Source organism: Sphingomonas sp. ATCC 31555, assembly GCF_000282895.1.
Classification (GTDB): domain Bacteria; phylum Pseudomonadota; class Alphaproteobacteria; order Sphingomonadales; family Sphingomonadaceae; genus Sphingomonas.
This window is the reverse complement of sequence record NZ_ALBQ01000059.1, coordinates 16,260-34,186: the sequence shown is the minus strand read 5'-3', so window position 1 is coordinate 34,186 and position 17,927 is coordinate 16,260. Positions and strand designations below refer to the sequence as shown.

Annotated in this window: 17 protein-coding genes and 1 pseudogene; 9 read left to right on the top strand and 9 right to left on the bottom strand. The window is 65.6% G+C overall.

Going from position 1 to position 17,927, the window contains the following annotated elements; genetic code table 11:
* Positions 1-147: 147 nt before the first annotated feature.
* Positions 148-2,316, bottom strand: a complete 2,169-nt coding sequence (gene glyS / locus B215_RS0118280; protein WP_026009396.1) for a glycine--tRNA ligase subunit beta — start codon at positions 2,314-2,316, stop codon at positions 148-150.
* The gene (locus tag B215_RS0118275; RefSeq protein ID WP_019371090.1) at positions 2,313-3,152 is read right to left on the bottom strand and encodes a glycine--tRNA ligase subunit alpha; all 840 of its coding nucleotides are present in this window, start codon (positions 3,150-3,152) and stop codon (positions 2,313-2,315) included. Before B215_RS0118275 ends, glyS begins: the two co-directional genes overlap by 4 nt.
* 285 nt (positions 3,153-3,437) lie before the next feature.
* Here B215_RS0118275 and B215_RS0118270 point away from each other — a divergent pair, with 285 nt between their 5' ends.
* The 4 genes from B215_RS0118270 to B215_RS0118255 all read left to right on the top strand — a co-directional run bounded on the left by B215_RS0118270 (position 3,438) and on the right by B215_RS0118255 (position 6,212).
* Positions 3,438-4,301: a TraB/GumN family protein gene (locus B215_RS0118270; protein ID WP_019371089.1), complete on the top strand. Its 864-nt coding sequence runs from the start codon at positions 3,438-3,440 to the stop codon at positions 4,299-4,301.
* Positions 4,302-4,422: 121 nt separating this feature from the next.
* Complete coding sequence (locus B215_RS0118265; protein WP_019371088.1) at positions 4,423-5,025, top strand: 50S ribosomal protein L25/general stress protein Ctc; 603 nt, start codon at positions 4,423-4,425, stop codon at positions 5,023-5,025.
* 79 nt (positions 5,026-5,104) lie between these two features.
* A complete protein-coding gene (pth, locus tag B215_RS0118260) occupies positions 5,105-5,674 on the top strand; it encodes an aminoacyl-tRNA hydrolase (protein WP_019371087.1) in 570 nt (189 codons plus the stop codon).
* Between the two features lie 100 nt (positions 5,675-5,774).
* Positions 5,775-6,212 (top strand): NIPSNAP family protein, encoded by a 438-nt coding sequence (locus B215_RS0118255; protein ID WP_019371086.1) that lies wholly within the window; start codon positions 5,775-5,777, stop codon positions 6,210-6,212.
* Between the two features lie 86 nt (positions 6,213-6,298).
* Here B215_RS0118255 and B215_RS0118250 read toward each other — a convergent pair whose 3' ends face one another.
* Positions 6,299-7,306, bottom strand: a complete 1,008-nt coding sequence (locus B215_RS0118250) for a transferrin-binding protein-like solute binding protein (RefSeq protein ID WP_019371085.1) — start codon at positions 7,304-7,306, stop codon at positions 6,299-6,301.
* A 188-nt stretch (positions 7,307-7,494) separates the two neighbouring features.
* Here B215_RS0118250 and ychF point away from each other — a divergent pair, with 188 nt between their 5' ends.
* Entirely contained in the window at positions 7,495-8,592 is a 1,098-nt protein-coding gene (gene ychF, locus B215_RS0118245) for a redox-regulated ATPase YchF (protein ID WP_019371084.1), read from the top strand.
* Between the two features lie 44 nt (positions 8,593-8,636).
* Here ychF and B215_RS0118240 read toward each other — a convergent pair whose 3' ends face one another.
* Positions 8,637-8,984, bottom strand: coding sequence for a response regulator (locus tag B215_RS0118240; RefSeq protein WP_019371083.1), 348 nt, complete (start codon positions 8,982-8,984; stop codon positions 8,637-8,639).
* A 3-nt stretch (positions 8,985-8,987) separates the two neighbouring features.
* Positions 8,988-10,496, bottom strand: a complete 1,509-nt coding sequence (locus tag B215_RS0118235; protein WP_152997904.1) for a sensor histidine kinase — start codon at positions 10,494-10,496, stop codon at positions 8,988-8,990.
* Between the two features lie 170 nt (positions 10,497-10,666).
* Here B215_RS0118235 and B215_RS0118230 point away from each other — a divergent pair, with 170 nt between their 5' ends.
* From B215_RS0118230 to B215_RS0118210, 4 genes are all read left to right on the top strand, one after another.
* The gene (locus B215_RS0118230; RefSeq protein WP_026009394.1) at positions 10,667-11,935 is read left to right on the top strand and encodes an alkaline phosphatase family protein; all 1,269 of its coding nucleotides are present in this window, start codon (positions 10,667-10,669) and stop codon (positions 11,933-11,935) included.
* 42 nt (positions 11,936-11,977) lie between these two features.
* On the top strand, positions 11,978-12,430 hold the full coding sequence (locus B215_RS0118225; protein WP_019371080.1) for a MaoC family dehydratase: 453 nt from the start codon (positions 11,978-11,980) through the stop codon (positions 12,428-12,430).
* A gap of 691 nt (positions 12,431-13,121) precedes the next feature.
* Complete coding sequence (locus B215_RS0118215) at positions 13,122-13,451, top strand: hypothetical protein (protein WP_152997903.1); 330 nt, start codon at positions 13,122-13,124, stop codon at positions 13,449-13,451.
* Positions 13,452-14,097: 646 nt separating this feature from the next.
* Positions 14,098-14,619 (top strand): GNAT family N-acetyltransferase, encoded by a 522-nt coding sequence (locus B215_RS0118210; protein WP_019371077.1) that lies wholly within the window; start codon positions 14,098-14,100, stop codon positions 14,617-14,619.
* A 91-nt stretch (positions 14,620-14,710) separates the two neighbouring features.
* On the opposite strand, the gene B215_RS20435 is transcribed toward B215_RS0118210, so the two are convergent.
* From B215_RS20435 to B215_RS0118190, 4 genes and pseudogenes are all read right to left on the bottom strand, one after another.
* On the bottom strand, positions 14,711-15,040 hold the full coding sequence (locus tag B215_RS20435) for a hypothetical protein (protein WP_037514194.1): 330 nt from the start codon (positions 15,038-15,040) through the stop codon (positions 14,711-14,713).
* A gap of 205 nt (positions 15,041-15,245) precedes the next feature.
* Positions 15,246-15,788, bottom strand: coding sequence for an adenine phosphoribosyltransferase (locus B215_RS0118200; RefSeq protein WP_026009392.1), 543 nt, complete (start codon positions 15,786-15,788; stop codon positions 15,246-15,248).
* A pseudogene (locus B215_RS20430) lies at positions 15,788-16,623 on the bottom strand (cytochrome c1). The gene B215_RS0118200 and the pseudogene B215_RS20430 overlap by 1 nt, the downstream one beginning before the upstream one ends.
* A gap of 14 nt (positions 16,624-16,637) precedes the next feature.
* Entirely contained in the window at positions 16,638-17,927 is a 1,290-nt protein-coding gene (locus B215_RS0118190) for a cytochrome b (RefSeq protein ID WP_026009391.1), read from the bottom strand.

The window sequence follows — 17,927 nt, the reverse complement described above, 5'->3', positions numbered from 1 at the left end:
ATCGAAAGCGCCCCTCCAAGACAAAAGGGGCGCTACCGCAGCTGCGAAGACTCAGGAACCGCTGACTACGTTGTCGGTGCCGGTTTATTTCAGGACAATGGCAGTTTCAGGCCAATTTACCAGTGATTAATCGTACAATTAAGGGTCTCAACCCTCTATTCTGGCGAAGTCCGCGACCTTGTGCACTGCATCACGCATCCGCGCGAGCAGGCCCAGCCGCGCGGCACGCTTGGCGGGATCGGCATCGTTGACGGTCACCTGATCGAAGAAGGCGTCGATCGGCGCGCGCAGGGTCGCGAGCGCGGCCATGGCATCCTCGAACTGCTCGGCTTCGATCGCGGCGGTCGCCTTGGGCTCGGCGGCGTCGAGGGCCGCGGCGAGCGTGGCCTCGGCGGGTTCGGGCGCGGGGTTCACCGCGCCGGCTTCCCATTCCTCCTTCTTGAGGATGTTCGCCGCGCGCTTGTAGCCGGCGAGCAGGTTGGCGCCGTCCTCGGTAGTGACGAACGCCTGCAACGCCTTCACCCGCGCGAGCAGCCGGACGAGATCGTCCTCCCCGCCGAGCGCGAACACCGCATCGATCAGGTCGTGGCGGACACCCGCCTCGCGCTGCTGGACCTTGAGGCGGTCGGCGAAGAAGTCGAGCACTTCGGTCAGCACGTCAATTGACAGCTGCGAAACCTCGAAATGCAACGGAGAGCTATACTCCTTCGACAGAGGAATATTCTGCGACACCGCAATATCCATCGCCCCTTGCCCCAGCGTCGCCAGCCGCTCAGAAATGGCAGGATTCTGATCACAAAGGATTTTCGCGACCTGATCAAACACTTTCAGCAACTCAGCTCGGAGGCCGTTGATGATGATCAGAATTTCTGAACCCAGAGTAGCCCGACGAAGGGCAAAAGGGTCTTTCGAACCAGTAGGCCTTTGGTCGATTGCGAAGAAGCTGACGATCGTATCCAGCTTGTCCGCCAGCGCCACCGCCACCGTCACCGGATCGGTGGGGACGTCGTCGCCCTGCCCGACCGGCTTGTAGTGATCGCGGATCGCCGCGGCGACCGCCGGGTCCTCGCCCTGCGCGGCAGCGTAATAGCCGCCCATCAGACCCTGCAGTTCGGGGAACTCGCCGACCATGCCGGTGACGAGGTCCGCCTTGGCGAGTTCGGCCGCGCGGCGCGCGAGCGCGGGATCGCAGTTCGGCACGATTTTCTCGGCCGCCAGCCACTCGGCCAGCTTCGCGACGCGCGCGACCTTGTCGGCCACCGTGCCCAGCTTCTCGTGGAAAACGATCTTCTCGAGCTTCTGCACCTGATCGGCGAGCGGCACCTTGAGGTCCGTCTCGTAGAAAAACCGCGCATCGCTGAGCCGGGCCGCCAGCACCTTCTGGTTGCCCGCGACGATCTTCTCGCCGCCATCGGCCGCGTCGATATTCGCCACGCACACGAAGGCGTTGGCCAGCTTGCCAGCGCCATCGCGGCACACGAAATATTTCTGGTTCACCCGCGCGGTGAGCTGGATCACCTCGGGCGGCACCGCCAGGAAGGCTTCGTCGAAGCGGCCGAGCAGCGGCATCGGCCATTCGGTGAGCCCGGCATTCTCGAACAGCAGGCCCTCGTCTTCGATCAGGCTGAGCCCGGCCTTCTGCGCCGCCATCTTCGCGCCCAGCGCGATGATGTTGCGGCGCTCGGCCCCGTCGACGATGACATGGCAGGCGCGCAGCTTCTCGACATAGTCGTCCGCCGACCCGATGGTGATGACACCCGGATGGTGGAAGCGATGCCCCACCGTCGCCGCGCCGCTCACCACACCCGCGATCTCGCACGGCACCACGTCGCTGCCGAACAGCGCAACGATGCCCTGGAGCGGGCGCACCCAGCGCAAGGACTCCGTGGAGAGCGAATCCGCCCCCCAGCGCATCGACTTGGGCCAGGGGAACGCGCGGATCACCGCGGGGATCGCAGCGGCCAGCACTTCCGCCGTCGCCCGGCCGGGCTTGTCGACCACCGCGAACAGCACGCCGTCGCGCTCGACCAGCTGGTCGGCGGTCAGGCCGGTCTTGCGCAGAAAGCCTTCGAGCGCCTGGGGCGGCGCGCCGACGCGCGGGCCCTTGGTCTCCTCGGAGACGGCGGCGGTCTCAGCGGGCAGGCCCTTGAGGATCAGCGCCAGCCGGCGGGGCGTCGCATAGCTGATCGTCTCGGCGGCTTTGAGCCCGGCCTTGTCCAGTTCGGCGGCGAACAGGCGCGCAAGATCCTCCCGCGCCTTTTCCTGCATGCGCGCCGGGATTTCCTCCGAGCGGAGTTCGAGAAGAAAGTCCGTCACGCTGCCCACCCGTTCTTTTCCATCCACGCCGCACAGGCGCCCTTCGCCAGATCGCGCACCCGGCCGATATAGGCCTGGCGCTCCGCCACGGAGATCACGCCGCGCGCGTTCAGCAGGTTGAAGATGTGGCTCGCCTCGATCGCCTGCTCATAGGCCGGGATCGGCAGCTTCGCCTCCAGCGAACGCTCGCACTCGGCCGCGGCCTTGCGGAACAGGTCGAACAGCGCGTCGGTGTCCGCCACCTCGAAGTTCCACTTCGACATCTCGCGCTCATTCTCCAGGAACACGTCGCCGTACGTCACGCCCGCGTCGTTGAAGGCGAGATCGTACACGCTGTCCTTGTTCTGGATGTACATGGCGAGGCGTTCGAGCCCGTAGGTGAGCTCGCCCGCGACCGGCTTGCAGTCGAACCCGCCCATCTGCTGGAAATAGGTGAACTGGGTGACTTCCATCCCGTCGCACCACACTTCCCAGCCCAGGCCCCAGGCGCCGAGCGTCGGCGATTCCCAATCGTCCTCGACGAAGCGGATGTCGTGCTTGGTGAAGTCGATGCCGATCGCGGCGAGGCTGCCCAGGTACAGCTCCTGCAAATCGGGCGGGCTCGGCTTCAGGATCACCTGATACTGGTAGTAATGCTGCAGCCGGTTGGGATTCTCGCCATAGCGGCCGTCGGTCGGGCGGCGGCAGGGCTGGACGAAGGCGGCGTTCCACGAGTCCGGCCCCAGCGCGCGCAGCGTGGTGGCGGGGTGGAAGGTGCCGGCGCCCATGCGCATGTCATAGGGCTGCAGGATCAGGCAGCCGCGCGTGCTCCAATAGTCATGGAGCGTCAGGATCATGCGCTGGAAGCTGAGAGGTTCGGACAAGTTGGTCACCCTGTGAGGTTTGGGGAGCGCTTTGGCGCAGGGCGCACAGGGGGTCAACCGGTGCCCCCTTGCCCCGGCCGTCATCCCGGCAGGGCACAGACCTTCCCCTTCATCGTCATCCCGGCGAAAGCCGGGATCCATTGTGGTCACCGGCGCGGCTCAATCCCAAGCCGAGTGGCGAATGGGTCGTCGGGATGACGGCTGTAGGAGCAGCGGCACCCCGTTGACTCGCCTATCCCGCCCCGCCAAGCCGCCCTCATGCTCCGCGCGCTCCTTTTCACCGCCCTGTTCCTCCTCGGCAGCTGCGGCGCCGCCCCTCGCGACGCCAAGCCCGCGCTCTGGGCGGTGCGGGACGGCGACACGACGATCTATCTGTTCGGCACGGTCCACCTGCTCCGCCCGGATCTGCGCTGGTTCCAGGGCCCGGTCCGCACCGCGTTCGATGCCAGCGACACGCTGGTGCTCGAACTGGTGATGCCGCCCGAGGCGGAAACGCAGGCGCTGCTCGACCAGCTCGGTCGCACCCCTGGCGACCCGAAGGTCGAGGCGCTGCCGCCTCCCGAGCACGCCAGGCTTGAAGGCGCGCTCCGCCAGGCCGGTCTCTCCCCCCAAGCGCTCGACCGCGACGAACCCTGGCTCGCCGCGCTCACTTTGTCGCTGCTGCCGCTCCAGAAGCTCGGCTATGACGATGCCAGCGGCGCCGAAAAGGTGCTGCAATCCGCCGCGCAAGGCGCGGGCAAGACCGTCCAGGGGCTGGAGACCGCCGAGCAGCAATTCGGCTATTTCGATCACCTGTCGGCCGCCGCCCAGACGCGCCTGCTGGGCGATACGCTGGATGGTCTGCCCGGTACCGGAGCCACCATCGAGGCGATGATCGTCGCCTGGAGCAACGGCGATGCGGACGGCCTCGCCCGCCTGCTCAATGCCGATCTCGCCGGCAATCCGGAGCTGCGCGACACGCTGCTCATCGCCCGCAACCGCAACTGGGCACGCTGGATCGCCGCACGGATGCGTCGTCCCGGCACCGTGTTCGTCGCGGTGGGCGCCGGGCACCTGGCCGGGGGCCAAAGCGTGCTCGCCATGCTGGAGCAGGCCGGGCTCAAGGTGGAGCGATTGCAATAACCTCGCAGCTTGCGATTTCTTAGCTTCTCGCCTATAGGCGCGCGCTTGCCGGCACAGGGTCATCCCTGGAGGCCTGTCTCGGCATGCACGTTGAAACATTTAGCGCATTGGAAATCGACACATGAGCGACACGCTTACGCTGTCGGCCGAAACGCGCGACCGGGCTGGCAAGGGAGCCTCCCGGGCGCTGCGTCGTGAAGGCCGCGTCCCCGCCGTGATCTATGGCAACAAGCAGGATCCGCAGAGCATCCACGTCAACGAGCGTGAGCTGCAGAAGCTGCTGAACACCGGCCACTTCTTCAACTCGGTGATCATGGTCAACGGCGAGCGTACGCTGGCCAAGGACGTCGCGTTCGACGTCGTGACCGATCGTCCGCTGCATGTCGACTTCCTGCGCATCTCCGAGCACGCGACCGTCACCGTCGAAGTGCCGATCGTGTTCGTCGACGAAGAGCTGGCCCCCGGCCTGAAGCGCGGCGGCGTGCTCAACGTTGTTCGTCACGAGCTGGAGCTGGTGGTCGACGCGGCAGAGATCCCCGACCAGATCGAGATCTCGGTCAAGGGCCTCGAAGTCGGCGACTCGCTGCACATCTCGGCCGTGACCCTGCCCAAGGGCGCGACCCCCTCGATCACCGATCGTGACTTCACCATCGCCACCGTCGTCGCGCCGTCGGCGCTGAAGTCGGCGGACGGCGACGCGGACGCCGAGTCGGCCGAGGGCTGATCGGCCTTCCCTTCACGGGTTCAAAAGATCGCCTCCGCACCCTAGGTGCGGGGGCGATTTTCTTTTCAGGGAGTAGGTGATGCAGCTATGGGTGGGTCTCGGCAATCCGGGGCCGCAATATGCGATGCACCGCCACAATGTCGGGTTCATGGCGCTCGATGCGCTGGCGGAGGTGCACGGCTTCTCCGCGCCCAAGAAGCAGTTCCAGGGCTGGACCCAGGAGGGCCGCATCGGCACAGAGAAGGTCATCCTGCTCAAGCCCGGCACCTTCATGAACGAGAGCGGTCGCGCGGTGCGCGCGGCGATGGACTTCTACAAATTGTCGCCGGAAGACGTGACCGTCTTCCACGACGAGCTCGACCTCTTGCCGATGAAGGTGAAGGTGAAGCGCGGCGGCGGCACGGCGGGGCATAACGGCCTGCGCTCCACCGACGCGCATCTCGGCCCCGACTTTCGCCGCGTGCGGCTGGGCATCGGTCATCCGGGGCACAAGGATCGCGTGACCGGCTATGTTCTCGGTAACTATGCCAAGGCGGAGATCGAGCCGCTCAGCGACATGCTCGGCGCCATCGCCGCCGAGGCATCCTGGCTGGCGGCGGGGGATGACGTGCGCTTCATGAACGAGGTGGCACGGCGAATGCAGGACTGAGCGCCGCGCGCCCAGGCCTTGCCCTGGATCAAAGAGGTTGCGGTGGTACGGCAACACCGGCCGTGCCATCCTGCCGCCACCATCGATGAAGGGGTGCCTCATGCGTCTAGTCCTGCCCGCCTTGCTGGCCTTGCTACCCCTTTCCGCGCCCGCCGTGTCGCAGACCGCCACCGCCACCGCCCAGGCACAGCAGCCGGTGTACGAACTCCGCATCTACTACCCGGCCCCAGGCAAGGCCGACGCGCTCAACGCGCGCTTCCGCAACCACACGCTCAAGCTGTTCGCCAAGCACGGCATGCACAATGTCGCCTATTGGAACGAGCTGCCCCGCCCGGACGCGCCCGAGGGTCGCTTGGTCTACATCCTCTCCTACCCCAGCCGCGAAGCGCGCGATGCGGACTGGAAGGCGTTCGGCGCCGATCCCGAATGGCAGAAGGTGGTCGCGGAGTCCGAGGCGAACGGCAAGCTGGTCACCAAGGTGGAAAGCATCTTCATGTCGATGGCGGATTACTCCCCGCCGCTGCATCCCCGCCGCTAGCGAGCGCCCGCACGCCTCAGCGTCCCCGCGAACGAAAAAGGGGCCCGGTTTCCCGAGCCCCCTTCTTTCAGAAAGGGTCGTTCGGCTTACTGCTTCACACCCACGACTTCGCCAACGATCCGCGTGTCCGCGCCGTTCACCGTGCCGGCGGCGCCGAACACGATGCCCATGTTCACGCCCTTCGCGCCATAGAAGGCGCCCGCGATTGTCCCGGTCACCGGGCTGCCGCTGGAGAAGCTGCCGCTGAACTGGTTCTGCCCGATCGGGATTGCGCCCTGCGCGCTCAGCGTCAGATAGGCCGTTTCCGCCCCGGTCGTCGGCACCGTCGTCAGGCTGAGGGTCGTCGTCACCAGGCCGGTTGCGAAGTTCACGGTCACCGTCGCCGTGCCGCCCAAGCGGTTCAGCGTCGTCGCATTGTTGGCAACGCTCACCGCGCGGCCGACGATGCGGGTGGTATAGCTGGCGCTGCCGGTCGTCGGCATGTCGTAGCCCAGCGTCGAATAGCCCCAGATCGAATAGGTCAGGCGCTTCTGGCCGGTAGTCGAATCGCCGCGCCACCAATTGGCGTAGCTCACCGTCGCCAGCGACTTGATGAAGCTGTCGCTGCTCTGCACGTCCGCCTTGAACGTGTTGTTCAGGAACTCGAGCTGGGTGAAATTGCCCGCCAGTGCGCCGGTGGCGGTGCTGGTGCTGCGGAACACCGCTTCGGCGACGGTGGTCGCCGGTGCGGTTAGAACGTTGGTGGTGGTGAATCGCGACTCTTCCGCCGCCTCGTTGATCACGAAGGTGCCGGTCGCCACGTCCGGCGCCGTCGCCAGCTTCACGCGGTTGGTCAGCGTTTCGGTGGACGTCACGCCCAGCGTCACCGCACCGGTCGCTGGATCGCCGGTATAGTTGGTGGTGGCGTTCAGCGTGTTGAACTCGGTCGCGCCCGCCAGCGGGAATGCCGTGTAGGTCGGCGTGGGCGTCGGGGTGGGCGTCGCGGTGCTGGTCGGCGTCGGGGTTGGCGTTGCCGAGGAGTCTCCGCCACCGCTGCAGCTAGACAGCACGGCCGCGGTCGCGGCGGCGCCCACAATCACATAACGGCGAATCATACAAAACTCCTCGAGAACCTGCTGCCAGCAGGAAAAGACGTGCCGCCCCTGTACCTCAGATGAACGGCCCCGCGTCAAGGCTAGACGCGGGGGAACGCACCGCACTGGAAAAAGCCGCGGCTTGCGCCTATCGAGCCGGCAACACCGCCGGCGCCTCGCCGGCCCATTCACGACAGGATCGAACACCCATGGGTTTCCGTTGCGGCATCGTTGGCCTGCCCAATGTCGGCAAGTCCACGCTTTTCAATGCGCTGACCGAGACGGCCGCGGCACAGGCGGCCAATTATCCGTTCTGCACGATCGAGCCGAACGTCGGCAACGTCGCCGTGCCCGATCCCCGGCTGAACAAGCTGGCGGCGATCGCGGGATCGCAGAAGATCATCGAGACGCAGCTCGGCTTCGTCGACATCGCCGGCCTGGTGCGCGGCGCCAGCAAGGGCGAAGGCCTGGGCAACCAGTTCCTCGGCAACATCCGCGAGGTGGACGCCGTCGTCCACGTCCTGCGCTGCTTCGAGAATGACGACATCCAGCATGTCGACAACCGCGTCGATCCGATCGCCGATGCCGAGACGGTCGAGACCGAGCTGATGCTCTCCGATCTCGAAAGCCTCGAGAAGCGTGTGCCCAACCTCGCCAAGAAGGCGGCGCAGGGCGACAAGGAAGCCAAGGCGGCCGCGTCCGTCCTCGGCCAGGCGCTCGACCTGCTGCGCGACGGCAAGCCCGCGCGGCTGACCCAGCCCAAGGACGAGGACGAGGCACGCCACCTCCGCCTCGCCCAGCTGCTCACCGCCAAGCCGGTGCTCTACGTCTGCAACGTCAACGAGGAAGACGCCGCGAACGGCAACGAGCTCTCCGCCAAGGTCTTCGCCAAGGCGGCGGCCGAAGGTGCGCAGGCGGTCGTCGTCTCGGCGGCGATCGAGGCAGAGATCGCAACCATGCCGATGGAGGAGCGCGGCGAGTTCCTCGGCGAGCTCGGGCTCGAGGAAACGGGCCTCGCCCGCGTGATCCGCGCCGGCTACACGCTGCTCGACCTGCTGACCTTCTTCACCGTCGGCCCCAAGGAGGCCCGCGCCTGGACCGTCCATCGCGGCGCCACCGCGCCCAATGCGGCGGGCGAGATCCACAGCGATTTCGAGAAGGGCTTCATCCGCGCCGAAACGATCGCCTATGACGATTTCGTCACGCTGGGCGGCGAAGCCAAGGCCCGCGAAGCCGGCAAGCTGCGCGCGGAAGGCAAGGCTTATATCGTCCAGGACGGCGACGTGATGCACTTCCTGCACAGCTGAACAACGTCATAAGCCCCTCCTTCTCGGGGGGACTTGCGTGCGCCCTACCCGCACGCCTTGGCGATCAACGCCACCAGATGCTCGCGCAGGAACGGCTTGGCGAGCACCGGTCGCTCGCGATACGCGCCTTCCAGTCCAAGGGCGCCATAGCCCGTGGCAAAGGCAAAGGGGATGGCGCGTTCGGTCAATATGTCGGCCACCGGAAAGGAGCGGTGCCCGTCCAGATTGACGTCGAGGATCGCCAGATCGACGTCCAGCCGCTCCGCCGCAGCCAATGCCTCGGGAAGCCGCATCGCAATCTCCACCACCTCGTGGCCGAGATCTGCGAGCATGTCCTCGATCAGGAAGGCGATCGTCATTTCGTCTTCGACGACCAGGAAACGCAAACCCATATTCTACTCTACAGTTACGCCCGCAAGCGACGCAGCGATGGTGCATCGCAGCCCCGCGGGATCAAAGTAAAGCGTCACCGAGCCGCCAAGTTCCTTTGCAAGTCCCCGTTCGATCAGCCGCGAGCCGAATCCGCGCCGCCGCGGCGTCACGACCGGCGGCCCGTCGCTTTCCTGCCAGGTCAGGTCCAGCACCCCCTCTTCGATGCGCCAGCCAATCGCGACCTTGCCCGACTCGTTCGACCAGGCGCCATATTTCACGGCGTTGGTCGCCAGCTCGTGCATGGCCAGCGCCACCGCCAGCGCCGTCTTGGGTGATATCCGAACATCCGGGCCGGAGATGCGGCATCGCGCCTCCCCCAGCTGGTGCGGCCGCACTGCTTGGGTGATGGCGTCGTGCAGCGATGCGCCGGCCCAGCGTTCGCCGGTCAGCAGGTCGTTCGCCTGCGCCAGCGCAACGATCCGGGCGGCGAACTGCTCCTGCGCCGCGGCCATGTCGGGGGCCGCGCGAAAGGTGCGCATCGCGATCGCCTGCACCATCGCCAGCGTGTTCTTCACCCGGTGGTTGAGTTCGTTGACGACCAGCCGCAGATGCTCGTTGGTGCGCCGCCGCTCGGTGATGTCGGTCGCCGCGCCAAACCATTCGATCAGTTCGCCGTACTCGTCGGTGAGGGGAACCGCGCGCGATGCCACCCAGCCGATGCTGCCATCGGCCTGGTGCACCCGGTGTTCCAGCTCCAGCGGGCTGCGCGTCGCCACCGCCTCGGCAATCGCCGCCTGCACCCATGGCCGATCCTCGGGGTGCAGATAATGCTCCACCCAGTCGCGCCGCGGTTCGTTGGCGTGGGTCAGGAAGCTCCCGCCGTCCAGATCATAGAGTTCCGACCAGTCGGGGCTCATCCGATAGATCGCGTCGGACGTGGCATTCACGAACGCGCGCAGCCGCCGCTCGCTCTCCCGCAGCTGGCGTTGTGCCAGAACCTTCTCGGTCGTCTCCACCACGATCGCGATCACGCCGGCCGGCGTTCCCGATTCGTCGAGCACCGGCGAGTAATCCAGGTCCATCCACACCGGCTCCGGCTTGCCGCGCCGCTGCAGCGCCAGTTCCAGGTCGCGATAGGCCAGCGTTTCCCCGCCCAGGCCGACGCGCATCACATGATCGTTGAAGTCGGAAATCTCCGACCAGCCCTCGCGCACCTTCGATCCCAGCAATGCGGGATGGCGGCTTCCGGCGAAGACCGAATAAGCGTCGTTGTAGATCATCACGCCGTCCTCGCCCCACAGCAGCACGATCGGCACCGGCGACAGCAGCAGCATCTGGGTGACGGATTTCAGGCTCTGCGGCCAGGCGTCGATCGGCCCGATCGACGTGCGGGACCAGTCATGGCCGCGGATCAGCTGCCCCAGCAGCCCTCCACCGATCGGGTAGCCATGATCCCCCAATCGAACCTCCTTCGCCTGTGCCGTTGCCGCGCGTGCGACACACAATGTCTCAGCCGGACGTTCGTTCACCATGTTCCTGCCGGCGGCGATCGGCGGCGCGGCACCTGCACGGCATCCGGCAAACATCCGGAAAGGCGCTTTCCTGCCAATGTGCAGGAATTCGAAGTTTTCGGGAAGGCATTGATTTGCTTGCGCTGCTGCGACGCCTTTCCAGCGTAACCATTCGGCGGCATCAGGCGCGGATGCGTTGGTATTCTCGAATCGCCGCGGCCATGTGCGTCGCGCTTCTCCAGGCATGTGCCACTCCGCCGGCGATCACGCCCACCCCACCCGCCGCCGTCGCGGAAACGCGCGAACCGGTCACGATCCTGATTTCGATCGACGGCTTCCGCCCCGATTATCTGCGCCGCGGCGTCACGCCCAACCTCAACCGGCTGGTCGCCGAAGGACTCACCGGCCCGATGCGGCCCAGCTTCCCGACCAAGACCTTCCCCAATCACTGGACGATCGTAACCGGCATGGTGCCCGATCACACCGGCCTGGTCGGCAACAAGATGGAAGACGCGGCCCGCCCGGGCGAGATCTTCACCATGGCGGAAACCGATCCCTTCTGGTGGAACGCGACGCCGCCGATCTGGGTCGATGCCGAGCGCGCCGGCATCCGCACGGGCACGCTGTTCTGGCCGGGTTCGGAGGTCGCCTTCGGCGGCACGGCGACGAAGAGCGGCCATGCCAAGGTGGAAGGCGGCGTGCGGCCGCAGGATTGGCTCGCCTTCAACGATGCGATCAGCGAGACGCAGCGCGTCAACACCCTGCTCGATTGGCTCCGCCGTCCCGCCGCGATCCGACCAAGGCTGCTGACGCTCTATTTCGATCGCGTCGACGTGATCGGCCATGAAAGCGGTCCCGACAGCGCCGAAGTGGCCGAGGCCGCCGCCACGATCGATCGCCAGATCGGCGCGCTGCGCGATGGCCTGGCCGCCTTGCGCCAGCCGGCCAATCTGGTGATCGTATCGGATCACGGCATGGGTCCCACCAGCAGCGAACGCGTGGTGACGCTCGATCTGCCGGCGGGCAGCTATCATGTGCTGGAAACCGGGCCTTATGCCACGGTGGTGCCCACCCCGGGCCAGGAAGCGGTCGTCGAGCGCCAGCTGCTCGCGCCGCACCCGCATATGCAGTGCTGGCGCAAGCAGGATATCCCCAGCCGCTTCCGCTATGGCAGCAACCCGCGGGTCGCGCCGATCCTCTGCCTGGCGGAGATGGGCTGGCTGATCCTCGAAAAGGCTCCGACCAAGCCGTCGACCGGCGGCGCCCATGGCTATGACAATCAGGCGCCCGAAATGCTGGCGCTGTTCATCGCCGCCGGCCCCGCCTTTCGCCACGGCACCGTGCCGGCGTTCGACAATGTCGATGTCTATCCGCTGCTCCGCACCCTGCTCGGGCTGCCGCCACGCACCGGGATCGACGGCACCGACGCGCCGTTCCGGCCGTGGCTGGCACCCCGATGAATCCGCTTGCCTGAAACTGGTTTTCAATCGAAACTCACCGCCATGCGCTATTTCGATGATATCCAGATAGGCGATCGCGCCAGCTTCGGCCGCTACGAAGTCACGCGCGAAGAAGTGCTGGAATTCGCCCGGAAATATGATCCGCAGCCCTTCCACCTTTCCGACGAAGCGGCCGCGCGGACGCATTTCGGCCGCCTGGCGGCGAGCGGCTGGCACACCAACGCAATGACGATGGCGATGCTGGTGGCGCATCACGAAGCGGAGCCCGTCGCCAGCCTGGGCGCCGCCGGCATCGACGAACTGCGCTGGCTGAAGCCCGTCTTCCCCGGCGACGTGCTGCGCTGCGAAACCGAAGTCCTGGAAGTCCGCGCCTCGCAGAGCCGTCCGGAGATGGGCATCGTCCGCAGCAGGATGACGACCTACAACCAGCAGGACGCCCCGGTTCTCACCTTCATCGCCAACGCAATGATCGGGCGACGGCCGGCGCAGGGGTGAAACTGCTCCTGCTGGCCCTGGCATCGGTTGCCGGCGCAAGTTCCACAAGCCCGCCTTGTGTGCCCGTCGCCTCGGACGATCTGGGGCCCACGGATCTGCCGTCGAGGACCATGTAGAGCGCGGCAACGCGACAGCGTTACCGCTTGTGTCGCTGCGGCGAGTTTCGGAAAGGCGCGGATGTTCCTGGTCAACGAACCCGCTGAGAGCGGCTTTCGCCCCACTAGCGGACGTTTAGCTTCGCAGTAGAGTGCTTTGATGTTGTGGCCACCCTCACTTGATCCCGTCGTCCGCTCGCGAGCTTTCCATGCGAGGAATGGCGAGCTTGGCGTGCTGCCGGAGGACGCGGCATCGTTCCTCGCGGCGTGCCGAGAGGATCGCGTCGAAGTGCTTGGCTGGGAGCTTTGGGTGGTAGATCACGCCTGGGGCCAACACTTCAACGGGCCGGTTCCAGCACCGGGGTTGTGGTGCGGCGGCATACCAGTGAAGGGGCCCAATGTCCCCACCGTGTATGGATTCCACGGCGATGCGGATGAGGCGGAGCGCCAACTTGCAAGCCTTGACCTATCGCGCGAGGTGCTTCCCGAGTGGCTGCCACACGTCAGGGTCAACTTTACGCTAGGAGACTAACCTACGTCCGCTCTCCACCACTTTCCCCCATTCCCGCTTGCAATCGGGGGAGGGTTAACGCGTCATGTCAGATCCCGCCGCAGTTGCGGACATGGCCCTTGCGGAGCATCGTGGGGGGATGGAACTGCGATATCGTCACGCCGAACTACTCTCCGCCGACGCGATGCTGCGGCTCGCGATCTACGACCGAGCTGATCTCCGCTATCAAATTGTTGAAGAGCGGGTGCGAAGCTACGAAGCGAACGATGAGTGGCACCCCGATAATGTGCCATTTCCCTGCGGCGCACACTGGGAACCCTTCTGGCAGATACAGGCAGAACCCCGGGAGGGTCTGTTCGAAACAATTGGCGATGCGTTGGTAAGCGCCAAGCTCTCGCTGGCGAATGGCAGCTAGCCACCAACATGTTCCATTCGCGGCGATCCAACCTTGAGCCCGCCGCAATGTTCCCCATATGTACCATGTCGTCGCTTTCCGTCGGCCGCTCTTTGAACCTGTTTGGTAACGCCCTTTTGCGCGCGGAGAGAAACGCGTGGCGGTATCGACCTGTGCGTCGGCGAGCCGGACGCGCAGAATCTCCACGCGCCTAAACTTCCTAAACTTCGCCCCTCCACGCCGGCCCGGCAGAACCCGCGAACGCCTAAACTTCCTAAACTTCGTCCCTCCACGCCGACCCGGCAAAACCCGCGAACGCCTAAACTTCCTAAACTTCGTCCCTCCACGCCGGCCCGGCAGAACCCGCGAACGCCTAAACTTCCTAAACTTCGTCCCTCCACGCCGACCCGGCAAAACCCGCGAACACCTAAACTTCCTAAACTTCGGTCGATGGCCACCACGCCGGGTCCTCCCCAGCAGGCCCGACGTTCACGCCCGCGTCGAAGGGGCGACACGTTGATGGGTTCGCCACCCGGCAAAAGCCGAAGCGGCGCCCGCAATGCATCGCGATGTCAGCCGCAGCACGGCCATTTGCGACTCGAGAGCCGCCTGACGCCGGCCGCGGGATAGACTGGCATGCACGCGCAGGCTCCGATACCCGTTCGGAATGCACCAGCCCCTGTCGAACCTTGTCGTCCGCCCGCTTGCACGTTCGGATTTGCCGGCGGCGCTTGCGATTCAGGCGGAATGCTATCCCGCGTTTCTGCGAGAGGACGCGGCGGCGTTCGCCACGCGGCTCAGCATCGCCGCATCCTATTGCCTGGGCGCGTTTCGCGGCGATGTGCTGATCGCGTATCTGCTGGCGCATGGCTGGGCGCGGGAGGCGCCGCCGGCGGTCGGCACCCTTTTGCCGCCCGCCGCTGCCCAGGACGTGCTGTTCGTTCACGATCTCGCGGTTTCCGGCTCGGGCCGCGGTTCCGGCGTCGGGCGCGACTTGGTCGAACGGGCCGTGCAGCAAGCCGCTCAAGACGGCATTTGCACGGCCGAACTGATCGCCGTGGAAGGCGCTGCCCCCTTTTGGCGGCACCTGGGCTTTGTCGAGGCTGCGACCTCACCGGCGTTGGCGGCCAAAGTGGCCCGCTATGGTGCGGACGCGCGCTGGATGCGGCGTGAGATCGGCGTAGGGTAAGACCAGGCCCGGAGAGGCGACGAGGTTCCGGCTTCGGTGGAGGGGACAGGGATACGACAGATCCCTGTCCGTGAGCCTTCGCTAAAGCAGCTCAGCGCGGGCGCCGAATGCCCGGCCGCCCGCGGAAATCGCGCCAGTTGTTGCGCCAGCGCCGCTCGCCGCGCCAGTCGTTTCGGCGCTGCAGCCAATAGCCGCGCTGGACATCGTTCCACGCGCGGCGATGGCGATACCGGTCGTACACATAGGCGCCCGTGCCGGGGTAGTAATAGTTGTCGTACCAACCCCAATAGGGGTTGCCCCAGCCGCTATTATACCCCACCGCCACGCCTGATCTGCCATAGCCGCCGCCGGTGCATGCGCCCAGCGTGGCAGCGGCGCCCAGCAGCGCTGCGCCGATCAACGGTTTCCAGGCCAATCGCATCGATACGCTCCTTATCACTGGAGCCACGATCGGGCGGGACACCCGCAGACCGCGCCTCAGGGAGCGAAAATCGCGCGAATGGTGGTGGAGGTTCCGCACCGTAGCCGGCGATCGCTACCGCTCGCGATACACATCTCGGTGGTGGTCGCCCCGTTCGATGCGTCGTGAACGCCGACGCGGCGCCCCATGGTGGCGCTGGCGCCGCTCAGTGCCCGGCGAACGCCACCAGCGCCGATACGGTCACCCCGTCGCTGCGAAGCGCATCCGCGCCGCCGAGATCTGGCAAGTCGACCACGAAAGACGCCTGCACCACCTCGGCGCCCGCCTTGTGCAGCAACCGCACGGCCGCGCGCGCGGTGCCGCCTGTGGCGATCAGGTCGTCAACCAGAAGCACGCGAGCACCCGGCGCACAGGCATCGGCATGGATGGCGATGCGATCGGTGCCATATTCGAGTGCATAGTCTTCGGCGATGGTCGCGCCCGGCAGCTTGCCGTCCTTGCGAACCAGCAGCACGCCGGCCTCCAGTTGCATCGCCAGCGCCGACGCGAACAGGAACCCGCGCGCTTCGATGCCGGCGACGAGGTCTACCGGCCATTGCACCTGCGCCGCCATGCGCTCGATCGTCAGCTTCAGCCCTTCGGCATCGAGCAGCAGCGTTGTGATGTCGCGGAACTGGATCCCCGGCTTCGGGAAGTCGGGGATCGTCCGGATGCGACTGCGAATATCGTCGTTCTGGTTCAGGTCCATCAGTGCTTCATGCCGCGCCACACAGTGAGGTACGCGCCATAGGCGAGCCCCGTGGCAAACAGCAAGAAGATCACGACCGCTACGCCGGCCTGGTGCCGCTTCTGGAGCGTCGGCTCCGCCGTCCAGACTAGGAAGGCGCTCACGTCCTTGGCCATCTGATCGACGGTCGCGCGGGTGCCGTCATCATATTGCACCTGCCCTTCGCTGGTCAGCGGCGGCGGCATGGAGATGTTGAGGTTGGCGAAATACGGGTTGAAGTACATGCCCTCCGGCGTCTTCGCCACGTCGGGGAACTTCGCCGCCTTGGCCGGATCAGGCTTCTCGCCATAGCCGGTCAGCAGCGAGTAGACATAGGCTGCACCATCGTGCCGCGCCTTGGCCATCAGGCTCAGGTCCGGCGGATTGCCGGTACCGGCATAGAAGACTTTGGGGAAACGATCGGACGGCAGGTTGTCCCGCTCGCCCCAGGTGCCCGCCTTCTCGTCGAAGGCCGGCTGCTTGACCATCCACTCCTTGGCGATCTTCTTCACCTGCGCGTCGCTATAGCCCAGGTCTTCAGGTTGCGGAACGCGACGAGGTTTAGAGAGTGGCAGGCGGCGCAAACTTCTTTGTAAACCTTGAAGCCACGCTGCAGCTGGCCCAGTTCGAACTTGCCCAGCGGGCCGTTGGAGGCGAGCTCCAGCTCCTTGGGATGCTTGTGCAGCGCATGCTCCGCCGTTTCCTGCGGCGGTTCGTTGATCAGGCCGGTGATGCTGCCGACAAGCGCCAGCAGCAGCACGAACACGAAGCCGGCACCAATCAGGAACTTGATCGAGCGTTGAAAGATCGACGTCATGGTCCCCGGCCCCCTTACGCCGTCGCCGCGGTGGCAGTGATGCGCGATCCGCCCTCACCCTTCAGCACCGCTTCGGTGATCGAGTTGGGCAGCGGCCGCGGCGTTTCGATCCGCGAGATGATCGGCACGATGATCAGGAAGTGCGCGAAATAATAGGCCGAGGCGATCTGGCTCGTGATCACATAGAAGGGTTCCGCCGGCGAGCCACCGCACCATCCCAGGATCAGCACGTCCGCAACCAGCACCCAGAAGGCGATGCGGTACATCGGCCGGTAGTTGGCCGAACGCACCGGCGACCGATCGAGCCATGGCAGGAAGAACAGCAGCAGGATCGATCCGAACATCGCCAGCACGCCCCAAAGCTTCGCCGGGATGATGAAGTCCGCGGTAAAAGCGCGCAGGATCGCGTAGAACGGCCAGAAATACCATTCGGGAACGATGTGCGCAGGCGTGGAGAGCGGGTTCGCCGGGATGTAATTGTCCGGGTGGCCCAGATAATCCGGATAGAAGAAGATCAGGATCGAAAACAGGATCAGGAACACGCCCACCCCGAAGCCGTCCTTGGCGGTGTAATAGGGGTGGAACGGCACGGTATCCTGCTCGCCCTTCACTTCCACGCCGGTCGGGTTGCTCGAGCCGGGAATGTGCAACGCCCAGATGTGCAGGATGATTACACCCGCGATCACGAATGGCAGCAGATAGTGGAGCGAGAAGAAGCGATTGAGTGCAGCGTCATCCGGCGCATAACCGCCGAGCAGCCAGATGCGGATCCAGTCGCCCACAACGGGTATCGCCGAGAAGAAACCGGTGATCACCTGCGCGCCCCAGAAGCTCATCTGCCCCCAGGGAAGCACATAGCCCATGAACGCCGTGGCCATCATCAGCAGGAAGATGACCACGCCGAGCAGCCACACCATCTCGCGCGGTGCCTTGTACGAACCGTAGTGCAGGCCGCGGAAGATGTGGATGTATACCACGATGAAGAACATGCTGGCGCCGTTGGCGTGGGCGAAGCGCAGGAACCAGCCCGCGTTCACATCTCGCATGATCGTGCCGTTCACCGATTCGAAGGCGCCGGCAGCCGAACTGTGGAAGTGCATCGCCAGCACGATGCCGGTGACGATCTGGATAACCAGCGAAAGTCCGGCGAGAATGCCGAAATTCCAGAAGTAATTCAGGTTGCGCGGCACCGGATACCCGGCGCCGATCGCGTTATAGACGAACCGCGGCAGTGGCAGCCGATCGTCCACCCATTTCATCACCGGGTTTTTCGGCTCGTAATGGCGCGCCCAGGGAAAGCTCAT

Bases quoted from the DNA above. Each gene is read 5' to 3' on its own strand.
- B215_RS0118275 (WP_019371090.1), bottom strand. From the start codon at position 3,152: ATGATCCTGACGCTCCATGACTATTGGAGCACGCGCGGCTGCCTGATC.
- B215_RS0118270 (WP_019371089.1), top strand. From the start codon at position 3,438: ATGCTCCGCGCGCTCCTTTTCACCGCCCTGTTCCTCCTCGGCAGCTGC.
- B215_RS0118265 (WP_019371088.1), top strand. From the start codon at position 4,423: ATGAGCGACACGCTTACGCTGTCGGCCGAAACGCGCGACCGGGCTGGC.
- pth (WP_019371087.1), top strand. From the start codon at position 5,105: ATGCAGCTATGGGTGGGTCTCGGCAATCCGGGGCCGCAATATGCGATG.
- B215_RS0118255 (WP_019371086.1), top strand. From the start codon at position 5,775: ATGCGTCTAGTCCTGCCCGCCTTGCTGGCCTTGCTACCCCTTTCCGCG.
- B215_RS0118250 (WP_019371085.1), bottom strand. From the start codon at position 7,306: ATGATTCGCCGTTATGTGATTGTGGGCGCCGCCGCGACCGCGGCCGTG.
- ychF (WP_019371084.1), top strand. From the start codon at position 7,495: ATGGGTTTCCGTTGCGGCATCGTTGGCCTGCCCAATGTCGGCAAGTCC.
- B215_RS0118240 (WP_019371083.1), bottom strand. From the start codon at position 8,984: ATGGGTTTGCGTTTCCTGGTCGTCGAAGACGAAATGACGATCGCCTTC.
- B215_RS0118235 (WP_152997904.1), bottom strand. From the start codon at position 10,496: ATGGTGAACGAACGTCCGGCTGAGACATTGTGTGTCGCACGCGCGGCA.
- B215_RS0118230 (WP_026009394.1), top strand. From the start codon at position 10,667: ATGCGTTGGTATTCTCGAATCGCCGCGGCCATGTGCGTCGCGCTTCTC.
- B215_RS0118225 (WP_019371080.1), top strand. From the start codon at position 11,978: ATGCGCTATTTCGATGATATCCAGATAGGCGATCGCGCCAGCTTCGGC.
- B215_RS0118215 (WP_152997903.1), top strand. From the start codon at position 13,122: ATGTCAGATCCCGCCGCAGTTGCGGACATGGCCCTTGCGGAGCATCGT.
- B215_RS0118210 (WP_019371077.1), top strand. From the start codon at position 14,098: ATGCACCAGCCCCTGTCGAACCTTGTCGTCCGCCCGCTTGCACGTTCG.
- B215_RS20435 (WP_037514194.1), bottom strand. From the start codon at position 15,040: ATGCGATTGGCCTGGAAACCGTTGATCGGCGCAGCGCTGCTGGGCGCC.
- B215_RS0118200 (WP_026009392.1), bottom strand. From the start codon at position 15,788: ATGGACCTGAACCAGAACGACGATATTCGCAGTCGCATCCGGACGATC.
- B215_RS0118190 (WP_026009391.1), bottom strand. From the start codon at position 17,927: ATGAGCTTTCCCTGGGCGCGCCATTACGAGCCGAAAAACCCGGTGATG.